Origin of the sequence: Brucella pituitosa, assembly GCF_003049685.1 — a bacterium.
In the GTDB taxonomy this organism is placed as follows: Bacteria; Pseudomonadota; Alphaproteobacteria; order Rhizobiales; family Rhizobiaceae; genus Brucella; species Brucella pituitosa.
Genome location: NZ_PYSY02000001.1, coordinates 679,894 through 695,576 on the forward strand (window position 1 = coordinate 679,894; position 15,683 = coordinate 695,576).

Consider the following 15,683-nt stretch of genomic DNA (forward strand, 5'->3'; position numbering starts at 1 on the left):
GTGCGTTTCAGCCGCTGATATAGAGCATTTCCAGCAAAAGTGCGAAGCGGTTTTGCGTCGGATAATGCGAAAAGACAAAGAGATAGAGCATTTCCAATGATTCAAGAAAAACAGAAATGCTCTAGTGTAACACTTTGACTAAAAACAGATGAAACCGACAGCTTTATGCTGCCGGTTTCAAAAAGGTTCATTCAGGATCAGTTTGCAGCCGGTGTATCGTCCGGTACAGGCGTCTCGGTCTGATCACCTGTCTGGCCGCCAGCTGGGGCCGGAGTTTCCTGTCCGGGTTTGAACTTTTTAATTGCCGATTCCGGATCAGCCGGCAGGAGGTCGATCAACTGCTGGCCGAAGGAATCAAGCATCGGCTTGGATTTCGCATTGTTGACCCATGCTGGCTGGTTGGTTGGAACAAGCCAGTTGAAGAACAGCATAGCAACAACAACAAGAAGAACGCCGCGTGCTGCACCGAACAAAAAGCCGAGTGTGCGGTCAAGGGCACCGATGCGGCTGTCGATGATGAAATCGGCAATCTTCATGGTGATAAGCGAAACAACGATCAGAACCACAAGGAAAACTGCGCCAGCGGCTGCGATCTTTGCGATGGTCTCGTTGTTGATATAGGGCTGAAGGAACGGCAGCACGGGCATATAGAACAAATACGCCGCTGCGGCCGCTGCTGCCCAGGAAACCAGGGAGAGCACTTCGCGAGAAAAACCGCGGACCATCGCAAGAACGGCCGAAACCAGCGTTATTCCGAGTAGAATTCCATCAAGTAACGTAATCGGCATTCTGGCCTGTCCTTAATTTATACGCAGCGTGGCTTTTTGCATTCGAGCACCTGCGGGGCAGTCAAACTTGGCTAAGCATAACACTGGAAAGTTGACGAAATCTTCCGCCGTTAAATCCCATTAAATTCAATGATCTGCAACCTGATGTTTGCAGGCGAGGGTTATTTCTTGCCTGGACCTGATGCGGCAATGCGCACAACAAGGTCCGACAGGGCGGTTGTTTCCATAAGTCCGAAGTTGCGATCTTTCCAAAGCTCGCTACTTCCGCCGGGCACAACTGCTTGTCGGAAGCCGAGTTTTTCTGCTTCCTTCAGCCTCTGTACTGCATGTGACACCGCACGAACAGCGCCAGAAAGGCTGATTTCGCCGAAATAAACACTATCTGCCGGAAGGGCAATACCGGCAATGGACGAAACAAGCGCTGCAGCCACTGCAATATCGGCGGCAGGCTCGCTGATGCGATAGCCGCCAGCGACATTGAGATAGACATCGTGTTGGCCAAAACGAACGCCGCAATGTGATTCGAGCACGGCCAAAATCATGGCGAGGCGGCTTCCGTCCCAGCCCACAACGGCGCGGCGCGGTGTGCCAAGCGAGGAGGGGGAGACAAGTGCCTGTATCTCAACGAGAACCGGGCGTGTGCCCTCCATTCCAGCAAAGACGGCTGCACCCGGCGATTTTGCATTGCGCTCGCCGAGGAACAATTCGGAAGGGTTCGAGACTTCGCGCAACCCACCATCCGACATTTCAAACACACCGATTTCATCGGTTGGGCCGAAGCGGTTTTTGACGGTGCGCAAGATTCGGTACTGGTGTCCGCCTTCGCCCTCAAAATAGAGAACACCATCAACCATGTGTTCGACAACGCGTGGCCCGGCAATCTGGCCCTCCTTGGTCACGTGACCAACGAGAACGACCGCTGCACCGGTCTGCTTGGCATAGCGGATCATCGCCTGCGCGGAAGATCGCACCTGAGTGACGGTTCCGGGGGCTGAGTCTGCCATATCGGTCCACAATGTCTGGATGGAATCGATGATGACCAGATCGGGCCGCTTGCCGTCGGAAACGGTGGCGAGAATGTCTTCGACATTGGTTTCAGCCGCCAGTTCGACTGTGCTGGATGCCACGCCAAGTCTTTGTGCACGCAGACGAATCTGTGCGACTGCTTCTTCGCCCGATACATAGACGATGCGGTGGCCGTGGTTTGAAAGAGCTGCAGCTGCTTGCGTCAGCAGTGTCGATTTGCCGATACCCGGATCGCCACCGATCAAGACTGCGGAACCACGCACGAACCCGCCGCCCGTTACACGGTCCAGCTCGCTGATACCTGAGATGATGCGTGGCGCGTCTTCGATTTCGCCTGAAAGCGACGTCAGAGCAACAGCCCGACCCTTGCGTTTGGAAAGCATGGAGCCGGGGCCGGAGCCGATACCGCTATTGGTGCCTTCTTCGACAAGCGTGTTCCACTCGCCGCAGGAGTCGCACTTACCCGCCCAGCGCGTGTGAACCGCGCCGCAATTCTGGCAAATGAACTGAACGCGTGCCTTGGCCATCAGGCACGCTCCGTCGTGATCGTGATTTTATTCATACTGCTCCGGGATATAAGACCCCTCGGCCAGATCTGCAAATCGCGTAAACTCGGCCTGGAAAGCAAGCTTGACGGTACCGGTTGGTCCGTGACGCTGCTTGGCAACGATCACGTCGGCAGTGCCGCGCACTTTTTCGAAGTGCTGCTTCCATTCTTCGTATTTGGGATCGAATTCGTCACGCGGTTCGAGGTTCTTGACGTAATATTCTTCGCGGAAAACGAACAGCACCACGTCGGCGTCCTGCTCGATCGAACCTGATTCACGAAGATCGGAGAGCTGTGGGCGTTTGTCTTCACGGCTTTCCACCTGACGGGAGAGCTGTGATAGCGCAATGATTGGAACATTGAGCTCCTTGCCGAGTGCCTTCAAGCCGGTGGTGATTTCCGTGATTTCCTGCACGCGGTTCTGCGCGGAAGCCTTGGACGAACCGGTCATCAGCTGGACGTAATCGATAACCAGAACATCAAGGCCGCGCTGGCGCTTCAAGCGGCGCGCGCGCGCCGCAAGCTGTGCAATCGAGATACCACCCGTCTGGTCGATATAAAGCGGTATCTTCTGCATGACCTGCGAACAGGCAACGAGCTTTTCGAAGTCGGTCTCGGTGATGTCACCGCGACGGATTTTTGAGGAGGAGACTTCCGTCTGCTCGGAAATGATACGGGTCGCGAGCTGTTCCGCCGACATTTCGAGCGAGAAGAAGCCAACGACTCCACCATTCTTGGCTTTCATCGTGCCATCAGCCTGCTGTTCGGCTTCATAAGCATTGGCGATGTTGAAAGCGATGTTGGTGGCAAGCGAGGTCTTACCCATGCCCGGACGACCGGCGAGGATGATCAAGTCGGAAGGCTGCAAGCCGCCCATCTTGCCATCGAGCGTATGAATCCCGGTGGAAACACCCGACAGATGACCATCGCGCATGAAAGCGGCGTTTGCCATATCGACGGCGGTTGTGACCGCATCTTTGAATGCCTGAAAGCCACCGTCATAACGCCCTGTTTCGGCAAGCTCGAACAGGCGGCGTTCTGCGTCTTCGATCTGTTCCTGCGGTGCGTTGTCGACTGGCGCATCATAGGCGACATTGACCATGTCTTCGCCAATGCCAATGAGCGCACGGCGCGTCGCAAGATCATAGATCGCGCGGCCATAATCTTCGGCATTGATGATGGTGACTGCTTCTGTCGCAAGACGCGCAACATATTGGAACACGGTCAGATCACCGATCTTGCCTTCATTAGGCAGGAAGGTCTTCATCGTAACCGGATTGGCCATCTTGCCAACACGGATAAGATCTGTGGAAATTTCGTAGATTCGGCGATGCAACGGCTCGAAGAAATGGGTTGGCTTCAGGAAGTCTGAAACCCGGTAAAAAGCGTCGTTGTTGATCAGAATAGCACCGAGAAGTGCCTGTTCCGCTTCAATATTGTGGGGTGCTTCACGATAAAGCGCATCTTTTTGCTCGCGCGCATCATCAAGTTTGCGTACCGCCGCTTCCGCCATGATTCTCTGGTCCTGTCTCTGATCTTCCCAGCTAGACCTGAAGTGAAGCCAAACGCAACGCAGCCTCAAGGTGATTCCTGCCGGGAGAGATAAGCTATACCATGATTCACAGGCATCCACAGTTTGCGGTTTAAACTTTTGCACCGGGACTTGACGAACGTTGTGATGCAGAATGGCTGCTGCTACGAAACCCGAAACAAGCTTCAGAGGGATTCTTTCATGCGTTCTCGTTTCATATCGGCGTGGCTGGCGGCCATCGCCTCTTTGTCATTTTTGTCTTTTCCGGCGGCAGCATCTGAGCCGATCAAGGTCAAGGTTTTCATCGCCGCAATGTTCGAGATCGGCCAGAATAGTGGAGATCGCGCTGGCGAGTTTCAGAACTGGTTTGAGCGCTACTGGAAAGATGCCAAGCCTATTGAAGTGAAGGGTGCTTTGAAACCGGTCTATTGCAATGACGATGGTGTTTGCGGTTCGGTTCTTGGTATGGGTAAAGTCAACTCATCGGCCAGTATGCAGGCCATTCTGCTCGACCCGGCTTTTGACTTCTCGAAGAGCTATTATGTTCTGTCGGGCGTAGCGGGAACGCCACCTTCTCGCGGAACCATCGGCGATGTGAGCTGGGCGACCTGGCTTGTCGATTATGACCTTGGGCATCGCTGGATGCCAGAAGAAGGCAAGGCCGGTGAGCCGGTATTTATGCCACGTAAAGGTTATGAGGACTATCGCGTCTTCAAACTTAATCCTGATCTGATTGCCGCCGCGATGCGCCTTGGCAAAGATGTGAAGCTTGAGGATTCGAAAGAAGCGCAAGCCTACCGGATGCGTTACCCGGATAAGGCTGCACAGGCCGCACCTTCCTTGAAAGAGGGCACCCATATGACGGGCGACACTTTCTTCCATGGTCCCGGCCTGTCGAAGGAAGCACAGTACATCGCAAAGCTCTATGGTGCTGACGACTATCTGATCACGGAAATGGAAGCGGCTTCGATCACGCTCGTCATCAAGCGTCAGTTCGGCACGGATCGTATTCTCAGTCTGCGCGGTGCAGTGAATTTCGATCAGGGCAACCCGAATGAAACAACGTTGCAGCATCTTGATCCGGCACCGGGCGAAACCGCTGGTGGTTTTGCTGAAACGGTGAAGAACATCTATCTGGTTGGTTCTCCAGTGGTCGATGAAATTGCGACCCATTGGGACAAGTGGGAAGCGGGCGCACCCAAGGCTGAATAAACTGAAAAGGGTTGCCGGAATTATCCAGGCAGCCCTTTGTCTCTGTGTAGATTTTCCTCACGCCTTTACACGCTTGCTTGGTGCCTGCGTTTCACTGTTGGCCCCTTTGGGTGCACTGTCGAGCCGCTTCAGACGCTTTTCTTCCGCCTCGATGTAATTGCGTGTCAGCGGCACAGCTTCCTGCTTGTGGGAAATCTGGATGTGGAAGACCATCATATTCTGCCAGCGGAAAGCACTTTCCGAGGCTGCCAGATAAAACTCCCACATGCGGCAGAAGCGTTCGTCGTAAAGTGCTTTTGCTTCATCTCGGCGCGCCATGAAGGCAAGCCGCCATTCTTTCAGCGTTTCCGCATAATGAAGCCGCAGGATTTCAATGTCCGTGACATAAAGCCCGGCTTTTTCGATATGTGGCAACACCTCGGAAAGAGCCGGAATATAGCCGCCGGGGAAAATATGTTTGCGGATAAACGGATTGGTAGCGCCGGGGCCATCCGCGCGGCCGATTGCATGAAGCAGGAAAACGCCGTCTTTTTTCAGCAAGCGTGCCGCGTGCTGGAAATATTCAGCGAAGTGTCCAACGCCCACATGCTCAAACATGCCAACTGAAACGAGCCGGTCGAACTGGTCGTCGATATTGCGATAGTCGGTAAGCTGAAACTTTGCACGGTCTGCAAGGCCTTCGTCGACAGCGCGCTTATTGGCGATGGCGTGCTGCTCTTCCGATAAAGTGACGCCGGTTACATTGGCCTTGAGATAGCGGGCGAGATAAAGCCCCATACCACCCCATCCGCAACCGATATCCAATATCTTGTCGCCTTCGTTGACGAGAAGTTTCGCTGCGATATGGCGTTTCTTGGCGAGCTGTGCTTCAGCGAGTGTCGCATTTGGTGTTTCAAAATAAGCGCAGGAATATTGTTTGTCGGGATCAAGAAACAGGTCGTATAGCGCACCTGAAAGATCGTAATGGCTTTTGACGTTGCTCGATGACCGAGCTAAATTATTCATCTGCTGGAAGCGACGGAACAACACACGGAACTTTCCCGCAGCTTTCATCCAGGGTTCGGTGGCCGCTGTAGGCCCGGTGTTCTCAAAGACAATTTTGAGCAGCGTATAAATATCACCATTGAGAAAGTCGATTTCGCCATCCATGAAGCATTCTGCAAGCTTCAATTCCGGGTCGAGTGCAACGGCACGCTCGGCATGGCGGGTATTAAAACGGATATGAACCGGTTCACCGGTCTTGTCTCCATACTGATTGGCAGTCCCATCAGAATCGGTAACCGTCAGGTCGCCGATTTTGATCATATGCGAAAGAACTGTACGCAGCATTCCATACATTGGCCCCATCTCCTTGCTGAGATCGGAGCTAGTGCAAACATCCATGCGGTTGCACGGCAGGCGGCTTGTTGCCTGAATTAAAACGCTTCCCGAAAAGTACGAAACGGTTTTCGGTTATGATGCGTTAAAACAAAAGTAGAGCGTCGTTTTCAGTCATTGCGAACAGCGCTCTATAGCCGCTCTGTCATCAGATTTTCAGGCAATTTCCCTTTGGTCAGTCTGTTTTTGGCCGGCCTCTGGCTATTCGCCTGAGCAAACGCGGACGTTTCCGTCAGCACCCTCTCCAATCCAATACTAATGAAGAGAATAGGCAAAATTTCTGATCTGAAAAGAGAAAATGCCCGACGGAGACCGCCGGGCATGATCATATAAAGTTTACCACCATTGGAAACATCGCCGAAGAGCAGTGCTTCCCTGGAGGAAAGAGCAGGGCAGATTAAGCCTGGTCTTCGCCTTCTTCGTCTTCGTCGAAGACTTCTTCAGCAAGTGGTGCTTCTTCGATGCCATAGATAGCTTCGATCGAGGTCAGGTCTTCACCCTTTGCCTGACGTTCGGCTTCTTCAGTCGAACGAGCGATGTTTACGGAAACCGTAACAGTCACTTCAGGATGCAGCGTGATGACGATGTCATGTACGCCAATTGCCTTGATCGGCTGCTTCAGTTCAACCTGGTTGCGGTGCAGGTTGAAGCCATTTGCAGTGATGATTTCAGCGATGTCGCGGGTCGAAACCGAACCGTACAGCTGACCGGTTTCACCAGCGGAACGAACAACGATGAACGATTCGCCGTTGAGCTTGGTTGCAACTGCTTCAGCTTCGTTCTTGCGCTCAAGGTTCTGAGCTTCGAGCTGTGCGCGCTGGCCTTCGAACTTCTTGCGGTTGGCTTCGTTGGCACGAAGAGCCTTGCCCTGTGGCAGAAGGAAGTTACGGGCAAAGCCGTCCTTGACCTTTACAGTGTCGCCCATCTGACCGAGGCGGGCGATGCGTTCCAGAAGAATAACGTCCATTTGAGTTTCCTTTCGAGATTTAAATTTGGATTTATTGGTTATCGGTATTCGGTATTTTCGAAATTGGTGCGCCACGCGACGTATCGAAAAGGCCGAAAACCATGAAGACAAAAAGCAGGAATGCGAACAGGATGATCGCCACATAAACGAACCACAGCACGACTGGTCGCCATGGCTTGCCACGGGTGCGCTGATGGAATGTCGCAAGGCCTGCAATCATGAAGCCGAAGCTCAGTGCGCCAACAACTACCGTGGCGATGAGTCCAGCGGCACCGGGCAGAAATGCTACTGCGAGAGCCACGGCGAAAACCAGCAGCGCTGGACGTGGCATACGCATTGTTGCGGGCCAGTCATCGCGTGGGCGGCGCAGGCGACCTGAAAGAGCGGTCAGGCGCAGGGCCAGATAGAGATTGCCGACCAGAATGGCGAGGCAAGTCGCTGGCTGGATTGCTGGCAGTGCTACCATCAGAAGCGCGCTGACGCTCTGGCGCATGTCATCGCTTGCAGTGAACTGCGGGTCGGCTTCGGCAAGGCGGTCGATCAGCGTGTTTGCGAGTTCTCGCGCCATATCCGGCCCGAAACCAAGAATGAAACCGATGATGATAAAACTTGCTGCAACCATCAACGCCAGACGGAAGACGATATCCGAAAGCGGATACCAGACCATAACGTCCTCAGGGCCACCGAGTTCGGAGGCGGGACGAGCAAGACCGGAAAGATAAGCACCGATCGCAGCGGGCGCGTAACTTGTGAGCGCCATGAGCAATGCGGCCATAGGAGCCGCAAAAATGCCGACAGCAATAGTGGCGGCAGCAGCGGCAACAAGCCCTGCGCTCGAACCCCAGCCAAGAGCGGCAACAAAAATAGGCAGCGGTGTCAGGAAATAAAGAACCACCGCCATTCCCGATTGGGCAATGACGCCGGACGACATCAATGCCGAGGCAAGCCCCGCCAATATGCCGACACCAATGATGGTTCCATTGAATTTCATAAACTCGCTGTCCTGCTCCGGCTATTCCGGTTTTGCAGTTAGAGGTGCGGACAAAGTCGCGTTCACCCCAACTTGGGATTTTAGTACACCGGTCGCGCCCATCGCATCCGGGGAATATCGTGAGGCGGCATAAGCTGCCGCCTCACGAAAAGTCTTAACTCAGATCTTACTTCACAACGTATGGAAGCAGGCCGAGGAAACGAGCGCGCTTGATCGCCTTGGCGAGTTCGCGCTGCTTCTTCTGGCTGACAGCCGTAATACGGGAAGGAACGATCTTGCCGCGTTCAGAAATGTAACGCTGCAGGAGCTTGATGTCCTTGTAGTCGATCTTCGGAGCGTTTGCGCCGGAGAACGGGCACGTCTTACGACGACGATGGAAAGGACGACGGGTCGGGATCTGATTGATATCAACCATGATTATGCTCCTTCACCAGCTTCGTTGTCACGTGGACGGCGTGGGCCACGATCACCGCGGTCGCCGCGATCACCACGGTCGAAACCGCCTTCGCGTGGACGGCGTGGGCCGCGGTCGTCACCATCGCGTTCACGACGGTCGTCGCGGCGCGAAAGCATAGCCGACTGGCCTTCTTCGTGTTCTTCAACGCGAACGGTGAGGAAGCGCAGAACGTCTTCGTTGATGCGCATCTGACGTTCCATTTCAGCAACGGCAGCTGCCGGAGCGTCAATGTTTACGAGCGTGTAATACGCCTTGCGATTCTTCTTGATACGGTAGGTGAGGGGACGAAGACCCCAGTTTTCTACCTTACCGACCTTGCCGCCATTAGCTTCGAGGACACCCTTGTACTGTTCGACGAGAGCGTCGACCTGCTGCTGGGAAATGTCCTGGCGGGCAAGAAGCACATGTTCATAAAGAGCCATTGGCTTTGCCTTTCTTCTGTTACATCATGCTGGCACTAACGGCTAAGCCTCTGCGACTTCTCTTTTACCGGAAAACCGGAGAAGAAAGGACGCTGGGTAAAGACAATCGAGAGCGGAGACACGGGAGGCAGAAGCACTTAAGACTTCCACATGCATTCTCACTTTTAACGGTGAGGAAGACATGCTCCTCCGTTCAGCCCCCAGCTAATGCCAGCAACGAACGGGCGCTCATTACGTGCTTTTCCCCGGATTTGCAAGCGTTGAGACCGGCAAAAATCCACAAATACTTGACTTTTCAACCCGTGATGGGGCACATCGCGAGAAATTGTTGTTTAAAAAGAGGCATTCATGGCGGTAGCATTTACCTTTCCCGGACAGGGCAGCCAGGCAGTTGGTATGGGCAAGGCCCTTGCCGAGCAGTTCGCTGAAGCACGCGCTGTTTTCGAGGAAGTGGACGCGGCACTGGGCGAGAAACTCTCTGCCACGATGTTCGAAGGTCCGGAAGATGTTCTTACGCTGACGGCCAATGCACAGCCAGCTCTTATGGCGGTTTCAATTGCCACGCTGCGCGTCCTGGAAGCTCAGGGCTTTTCGCTCAAAGACAAGGTGGCCTATGTTGCCGGTCATTCGCTCGGCGAATATTCGGCACTTTGCGCTGCTGGTACATTCTCGCTGGCAGATACCGCCCGTCTCTTGCGCATTCGTGGCAATGCAATGCAGAAAGCTGTACCGGTCGGTGAAGGCGCAATGGCTGCCATCATCGGTCTTGAGCATAGTGATGTTGAAGCCATCTGCGCGGAAGCAAAAGCTTCCGGCTCGGTACAGATTGCAAATGATAACGGCGGCGGTCAGCTTGTGATCTCCGGCTCGAAGGCGGCTGTGGAGCTTGCTGCTTCGCTTGCATCTGAAAAAGGTGCCAAGCGCGCAATCATGCTCCCTGTTTCTGCACCTTTCCATTCGACACTGATGGCACCTGCTGCCGACGCGATGCGTGAAGCGCTTGCTCAAGTTGAAAAGCACAATCCGGTTGTGCCGCTCATCGCTAATGTGCGTGCAGCACCTGTGACGGATGCCAATGAAATTGCCGATCTGCTGGTCGAGCAGGTCACGGGCCAGGTGCGCTGGCGCGAAACCGTTGAATGGTTTGCAGCCAATGGCGTCACTGCGCTTTATGAAGTAGGTTCAGGCAAGGTTCTGACGGGTCTTGCGCGTCGCATCTCCAAAGATGTGACCGGCGTAACTGTTGGTTCAGCCGAAGAAATTGCGGCAGCGCTTGCTGCGCTTAATGCTTAAAGGATCCGAGATGTTTGATCTGACGGGCCGTAAGGCTCTTATTACTGGTGCGACCGGCGGTCTGGGTGAAGCAATTGCGCGTGCTCTTCATGCACAGGGCGCAATTGTTGGCCTGCATGGCACGCGCGAAGAAAAGCTGAAAGAACTGGCCGCAGAGCTCGGCGACCGTACTTTTATCTTCCCGGCCAACCTGTCCGACCGCGAAGCCGTCAAGGCGCTCGGTCAGAAGGCAGAGGAAGAAATGGGCGGCGTTGATATTCTCGTCAACAATGCCGGCATCACCCGCGACGGTCTTTTCGTACGCATGAGCGACGAAGACTGGGATGCGGTTCTCAACGTCAATCTGACTTCTGTGTTCAACCTGACGCGTGAACTGACCCACCCGATGATGCGCCGCCGCAAGGGCCGTATCATCAACATCACGTCGATTGTTGGCGTGACAGGCAATCCGGGTCAGGCCAATTATTGCGCTTCCAAAGCAGGTCTCATTGGTTTCTCGAAGTCTCTTGCACAGGAAATCGCAAGCCGCAATGTCACGGTCAACTGTGTAGCGCCCGGCTTTATCGAATCGGCGATGACGGACAAGCTGAACGAAAAGCAGAAGGAAGCCATCATGGGCAGCATCCCGATGAAGCGCATGGGTGTGGGTGGTGATATTGCTGCTGCAGTGGTTTATCTTGCAAGCGATGAAGCCGCATACGTCACAGGTCAGACCCTGCACATCAATGGTGGTATGGCTATGATTTAAAAGCCTTTTAAGGGCTCTTGAATCGGCATTTTACGGTATATAAAGTCTTAAAGTCGGGCTCTGAAAAGCAAAATGCGCTTTGCCTTGCTCAAGAAGCATGGTAATGCGCCCGACGAGAGTTTCGGCATTTCAATTGCGAGATGCCGTTTTCCTGTTCCGCAAGGAATATCCACAGGGTGATTGTCAGGGTGAGTAAACTCAAAACTTGGCAGACATCTTATAACTTGATTACAATCATGCATGCCGCTAACCAAGGCAGAGCAAGTTAACAACAGGTCGAGGTTCCGACATGAGCGATACCGCAGAGCGCGTCAAGAAAATCGTTGTTGAGCATCTGGGTGTAGATGCAGACAAGGTCACCGAAGGCGCGAGCTTCATTGATGATCTTGGTGCAGACAGCCTCGACACCGTCGAGCTCGTCATGGCTTTCGAAGAAGAATTTGGCGTTGAAATTCCTGACGACGCTGCAGAAACGATCCTCACGGTCGGCGACGCTGTGAAGTTCATCGATAAGGCTTCTGCCTAATCTGAGCTTTCGGGGCTGGGATTCTTTCGAATCCCGGCCCTGCTTGTCTTCTGGTCAGCGGTTGTACACAGTCGTCTGGAAGACATGAACTGCCATAGCCGGTTGTGGCTGCTGCGAGTTGCAGCCCGGTAATGTACCGGTGATCAAGATTGAGCATTGTCCGTATGAGGCATTTTTTGCCTGCGGGATGTCTCCAACGAAGTTTATCAAATTTAAGGGGTGGATATGAGGCGTGTCGTCATCACCGGTCTTGGTCTGGTGTCGCCGCTTGCTAGCGGTGTCGAAGAGACCTGGAAGCGTCTTATTGCCGGTGAAAGCGGTGCTCGCCGCGTCACGGAATTTGAAGTCGATGATCTGGCTTGCCAGATCGCCTGCCGCATCCCCCTTGGTGATGGCTCTAATGGCACCTTCAATCCAGACCTCCACATGGAGCCGAAGGAACAGCGCAAGGTTGATCCATTTATCGTTTATGCCGTTGGTGCAGCCGATCAGGCACTGGATGATGCCAACTGGCATCCTGAAAGCGATGAAGATCAGGTTCGCACCGGCGTTTTGATCGGTTCGGGTATCGGTGGTATCGAAGGGATCGTCGAAGCTGGCTACACGCTGCGCGACAAAGGCCCACGCCGCATTTCACCTTTCTTCATTCCTGGGCGTCTGATCAACCTGGCTTCTGGCCATGTCTCGATCAAGCATGGACTTCGTGGTCCAAACCATTCGGTTGTAACTGCTTGCGCAACCGGTACGCACGCCATTGGCGACGCTGCCCGTCTGATCGCTTTCGGCGACGCAGACGTTATGGTTGCCGGTGGCACGGAATCGCCGGTCAGCCGCATTTCACTGGCAGGCTTTGCCGCCTGTAAGGCTCTGTCCACCAAGCGCAATGACGATCCAACCGCTGCATCGCGTCCATATGACAGTGACCGCGACGGTTTCGTTATGGGCGAGGGCGCGGGCGTTGTGGTTCTGGAAGAACTGGAACATGCGCTGGCACGTGGTGCAAAGATTTATGCTGAAGTGGTCGGTTATGGCCTGTCGGGCGATGCCTATCACATCACAGCTCCGACCGAGAGCGGTGAGGGCGCAGAACGTTGCATGGTTGCAGCTTTGAAGCGCGCAGACATCACGCCTGACCAGATCGATTATATCAATGCACATGGCACTTCGACCATGGCTGATACGATTGAACTGGGTGCGGTTGAGCGCGTTGTTGGCGATGCGGCGTCGAAGATTTCGATGTCCTCAACCAAGTCGTCGATTGGCCATCTGTTGGGTGCAGCCGGTGCGGCCGAAGCTATTTTCTCGACACTCGCGATCCGTGACAATATCGCACCGCCAACGTTGAACCTCGATAATCCCGCGGTTGAAACGAAGATTGATCTCGTGCCGCACAAAGCGCGTGAACGTAAGATCGACGTTGCCCTGTCGAATTCTTTCGGCTTCGGTGGCACTAACGCTTCGCTGGTTCTGCGCCGTTATTCTTGAGCGAATGAGCTTAAAAAATAGATCTATGCAAAAACGCGGGGATTTCTCCGCGTTTTTGCCAAAATATAACCCGATGCAATGTTTAAACTTGATAATTGCGTTTAGTGTGATCTGACAGAATTTGTTTGATTTGTATGCCCTTTCGCACGGGTTTCAGGACGAGGTGATGGTGTGAGTTCAGAAGAAAAACCCGGAACCAATCCTGCCGAGCAGCAGCCGCAAGCTGCAGCCACGCCCGAGCAAGCCGCTGCGAGCAAGCCCTTCGTGCCGAAATCCGCCTCTGAAGCCCTGCGCCCGGAACCAGGTACGCCGCCGCCGCGCAAGCGTTCGCGCCATGCGCGCAGCCAGATCGTCGTCTTCATGAACTTCATGTTGTCGCTGATCGTGCTGGTATTGCTGGGCGCTTCGGCTCTGTTTTACTTCGGCAAGCTCCAGTTTGATTCCAAGGGGCCGCTGACCGCCGAGACAACGTTCCTCGTCAAGCGCGGTGCTGGTGTTTCAGAAGTCTCCAACAGTCTTGAAGGTCGCGAAATCGTCAGTGATGCGCGTATTTTCCGCTATGGCATGCGTGCTTACGGTCATGAGAACGATCTGAAGGCTGGCGAATATTCGATCCCGGCCGGTGCGACCATGCGCGATGTGATGGAGCTTCTCATCAGCGGCAAGTCGATCATGTATCCGCTGACCATTCCTGAAGGCCTTACCGTCAAGCAGGTATTCGATCGTATTTCTACCGACCCAATTCTGGCTGGCGACATGCCAAAAGATATGCCGTCCGAAGGTGGGCTGTTTACGGATACGCTCAATTTCACACGTGGCACAACGCGCGAAGAAATCATCAATCGCATGATTGCTTCGCAGCAGAAGCTGATTGATGACACGTGGGCAAAACGCCGTGCTGATCTGCCGGTCAAGGACAAGAACGAGTTTGTGACGCTGGCATCCATCGTTGAGAAGGAAACGGGCATCGCATCGGAACGTCCGCATGTGGCGTCTGTCTTCGTCAACCGTCTCAACAAGGGCATGCGTATCCAGTCCGACCCGACCATCATTTATGGTTTGTTCGGCGGTGCAGGCAAGCCTTCCGATCGCCCGATCTTCAAGTCGGACATCGAAAAGCCAACGCCATACAATACCTATGTCATCAACGGTCTGCCACCGACACCGATTGCCAATCCGGGCCGCGCAGCACTTGAGGCTGTGGCCAATCCGCTCGATACTGAAGATCTCTACTTCGTAGCAGATGGTACAGGCGGTCACGTCTTCGCCAAGACCCTGGCTGAACACAATGCCAATGTGCGCAAGTGGCGTGCGGTTGAGCAGGAAAAGAACCAGCTACAGCAGCAAAACACCGCCCAGTAGTTGGGCGGTTTCTCACTTTGTGAATGCCGAAAAAAGGAATGTAAGCATGGCGCTCCAGAGCATGACAGGGTTTGCGCGCCACGCGATGCAGTATGGCGCAGCCGACAATGAAGCGCGCATCGTATGGGAAGTGCGCTCTGTGAACGGCAAGGGGCTGGATTTGCGCCTGCGTTTGCCGCAAGGGCTGGAAGGTGCCGAGCATGCCGTGCGTTCGCTGCTGGCACGCTACTTTTCGCGCGGCAATTTTCAGGCGAGCCTTAATGTAGAGCGCGCAGAAGCCCAGGCTGGCTTTGTCATCAATCAGGCGATGCTTGATGAAGTGCTGAAGCTTGGCGCGGAACTACAAGCCAGACACGGGCTTGCTCCGGCAAGTGTGGATGGCATTCTCTCGCTGCGCGGTGTTATCGATCAGGCACAGGTGTCGGAAGATGACAATGCGCGCGCCGGTCTTGAAGCTGCGGTGATTGCGGCTTTTGAAGGTGCACTCAAGGCAATTGCCGAGGCTCGCACCCATGAAGGTCTGTCACTTTTCACCATCCTGTCCGGGCATGTCGATGCGATCGAGCGTCTGACATCGGCGGCCCGTAATGATCCGTCGCGTAGCGTCGAAGCCATCCGGGCTCGTCTGGCAGGACAGGTATCACTGTTGATGGATACGGGTCGCGATCTCGATGAGACGCGGCTTTATCAGGAAGCTGCATTTCTGGCGACCAAGGCGGACATTCAGGAAGAGCTGGATCGGCTTGAAACGCATGTCGCATCCGCACGCAAGTTGCTTGCAGATGGCGGTCCCATCGGGCGCAAGCTTGATTTTCTTTCACAGGAATTTAATCGCGAAGCGAATACATTGTGTTCAAAATCGAACGCAGCATCGATTACGGCAATCGGCCTTGAGCTGAAAGCAGTCGTCGATCAGTTTCGCGAACAGGTACAGAATCTGGAGTAACGGAA

General features: G+C 54.3%; 15 protein-coding genes. 7 read left to right on the forward strand and 8 right to left on the reverse strand.

The window, feature by feature from the left end:
• Positions 1-197: 197 nt before the first annotated feature.
• From C9380_RS03250 to C9380_RS03260, 3 genes are all read right to left on the reverse strand, one after another.
• The gene (locus C9380_RS03250; RefSeq protein WP_024896173.1) at positions 198-788 is read right to left on the reverse strand and encodes a CvpA family protein; all 591 of its coding nucleotides are present in this window, start codon (positions 786-788) and stop codon (positions 198-200) included.
• Between the two features lie 161 nt (positions 789-949).
• Complete coding sequence (gene radA / locus C9380_RS03255) at positions 950-2,341, reverse strand: DNA repair protein RadA (RefSeq protein WP_024896174.1); 1,392 nt, start codon at positions 2,339-2,341, stop codon at positions 950-952.
• Between the two features lie 27 nt (positions 2,342-2,368).
• Complete coding sequence (locus C9380_RS03260; protein ID WP_024896175.1) at positions 2,369-3,874, reverse strand: replicative DNA helicase; 1,506 nt, start codon at positions 3,872-3,874, stop codon at positions 2,369-2,371.
• Positions 3,875-4,093: 219 nt separating this feature from the next.
• On the opposite strand from C9380_RS03260, the gene C9380_RS03265 reads away from it, so the two are divergent.
• On the forward strand, positions 4,094-5,104 hold the full coding sequence (locus C9380_RS03265; RefSeq protein WP_024896176.1) for a purine-nucleoside phosphorylase: 1,011 nt from the start codon (positions 4,094-4,096) through the stop codon (positions 5,102-5,104).
• Between the two features lie 57 nt (positions 5,105-5,161).
• Here the strand turns inward: C9380_RS03265 and C9380_RS03270 are convergent, their stop codons facing one another.
• The 5 genes from C9380_RS03270 to rpsF form a co-directional block, all read right to left on the reverse strand.
• Complete coding sequence (locus C9380_RS03270) at positions 5,162-6,442, reverse strand: cyclopropane fatty acid synthase (protein ID WP_024896177.1); 1,281 nt, start codon at positions 6,440-6,442, stop codon at positions 5,162-5,164.
• A 436-nt stretch (positions 6,443-6,878) separates the two neighbouring features.
• Positions 6,879-7,448: a 50S ribosomal protein L9 gene (rplI, locus tag C9380_RS03275; protein ID WP_024896179.1), complete on the reverse strand. Its 570-nt coding sequence runs from the start codon at positions 7,446-7,448 to the stop codon at positions 6,879-6,881.
• A gap of 31 nt (positions 7,449-7,479) precedes the next feature.
• Positions 7,480-8,439 (reverse strand): DUF2232 domain-containing protein, encoded by a 960-nt coding sequence (locus C9380_RS03280; RefSeq protein WP_128092982.1) that lies wholly within the window; start codon positions 8,437-8,439, stop codon positions 7,480-7,482.
• Positions 8,440-8,605: 166 nt separating this feature from the next.
• Positions 8,606-8,854: a 30S ribosomal protein S18 gene (gene rpsR / locus C9380_RS03285; protein WP_006466219.1), complete on the reverse strand. Its 249-nt coding sequence runs from the start codon at positions 8,852-8,854 to the stop codon at positions 8,606-8,608.
• A 2-nt stretch (positions 8,855-8,856) separates the two neighbouring features.
• Complete coding sequence (rpsF, locus tag C9380_RS03290) at positions 8,857-9,318, reverse strand: 30S ribosomal protein S6 (RefSeq protein WP_024896181.1); 462 nt, start codon at positions 9,316-9,318, stop codon at positions 8,857-8,859.
• Between the two features lie 348 nt (positions 9,319-9,666).
• Here rpsF and fabD point away from each other — a divergent pair, with 348 nt between their 5' ends.
• The 6 genes from fabD (at position 9,667) to C9380_RS03330 (ending at position 15,678) form a co-directional block, all read left to right on the forward strand.
• Complete coding sequence (fabD, locus tag C9380_RS03300; protein WP_128092983.1) at positions 9,667-10,611, forward strand: ACP S-malonyltransferase; 945 nt, start codon at positions 9,667-9,669, stop codon at positions 10,609-10,611.
• A 10-nt stretch (positions 10,612-10,621) separates the two neighbouring features.
• A complete protein-coding gene (gene fabG / locus C9380_RS03305; protein WP_024896183.1) occupies positions 10,622-11,359 on the forward strand; it encodes a 3-oxoacyl-[acyl-carrier-protein] reductase in 738 nt (245 codons plus the stop codon).
• A gap of 289 nt (positions 11,360-11,648) precedes the next feature.
• The gene (locus tag C9380_RS03315) at positions 11,649-11,885 is read left to right on the forward strand and encodes an acyl carrier protein (RefSeq protein WP_002963616.1); all 237 of its coding nucleotides are present in this window, start codon (positions 11,649-11,651) and stop codon (positions 11,883-11,885) included.
• Positions 11,886-12,110: 225 nt separating this feature from the next.
• A complete protein-coding gene (fabF, locus tag C9380_RS03320) occupies positions 12,111-13,370 on the forward strand; it encodes a beta-ketoacyl-ACP synthase II (protein ID WP_024896184.1) in 1,260 nt (419 codons plus the stop codon).
• Positions 13,371-13,541: 171 nt separating this feature from the next.
• Entirely contained in the window at positions 13,542-14,732 is a 1,191-nt protein-coding gene (gene mltG / locus C9380_RS03325) for an endolytic transglycosylase MltG (protein WP_111786251.1), read from the forward strand.
• 46 nt (positions 14,733-14,778) lie between these two features.
• The gene (locus C9380_RS03330; RefSeq protein WP_128092984.1) at positions 14,779-15,678 is read left to right on the forward strand and encodes a YicC/YloC family endoribonuclease; all 900 of its coding nucleotides are present in this window, start codon (positions 14,779-14,781) and stop codon (positions 15,676-15,678) included.
• The last annotated feature ends 5 nt before the right edge of the window (positions 15,679-15,683 follow it).

Coding starts and splice junctions, on each gene's coding strand:
- C9380_RS03250 (WP_024896173.1), bottom strand. CDS start 788: ATGCCGATTACGTTACTTGATGGAATTCTACTCGGAATAACGCTGGTT.
- radA (WP_024896174.1), bottom strand. CDS start 2,341: ATGGCCAAGGCACGCGTTCAGTTCATTTGCCAGAATTGCGGCGCGGTT.
- C9380_RS03260 (WP_024896175.1), bottom strand. CDS start 3,874: ATGGCGGAAGCGGCGGTACGCAAACTTGATGATGCGCGCGAGCAAAAA.
- C9380_RS03265 (WP_024896176.1), top strand. CDS start 4,094: ATGCGTTCTCGTTTCATATCGGCGTGGCTGGCGGCCATCGCCTCTTTG.
- C9380_RS03270 (WP_024896177.1), bottom strand. CDS start 6,442: ATGTATGGAATGCTGCGTACAGTTCTTTCGCATATGATCAAAATCGGC.
- rplI (WP_024896179.1), bottom strand. CDS start 7,448: ATGGACGTTATTCTTCTGGAACGCATCGCCCGCCTCGGTCAGATGGGC.
- C9380_RS03280 (WP_128092982.1), bottom strand. CDS start 8,439: ATGAAATTCAATGGAACCATCATTGGTGTCGGCATATTGGCGGGGCTT.
- rpsR (WP_006466219.1), bottom strand. CDS start 8,854: ATGGTTGATATCAATCAGATCCCGACCCGTCGTCCTTTCCATCGTCGT.
- rpsF (WP_024896181.1), bottom strand. CDS start 9,318: ATGGCTCTTTATGAACATGTGCTTCTTGCCCGCCAGGACATTTCCCAG.
- fabD (WP_128092983.1), top strand. CDS start 9,667: ATGGCGGTAGCATTTACCTTTCCCGGACAGGGCAGCCAGGCAGTTGGT.
- fabG (WP_024896183.1), top strand. CDS start 10,622: ATGTTTGATCTGACGGGCCGTAAGGCTCTTATTACTGGTGCGACCGGC.
- C9380_RS03315 (WP_002963616.1), top strand. CDS start 11,649: ATGAGCGATACCGCAGAGCGCGTCAAGAAAATCGTTGTTGAGCATCTG.
- fabF (WP_024896184.1), top strand. CDS start 12,111: ATGAGGCGTGTCGTCATCACCGGTCTTGGTCTGGTGTCGCCGCTTGCT.
- C9380_RS03330 (WP_128092984.1), top strand. CDS start 14,779: ATGGCGCTCCAGAGCATGACAGGGTTTGCGCGCCACGCGATGCAGTAT.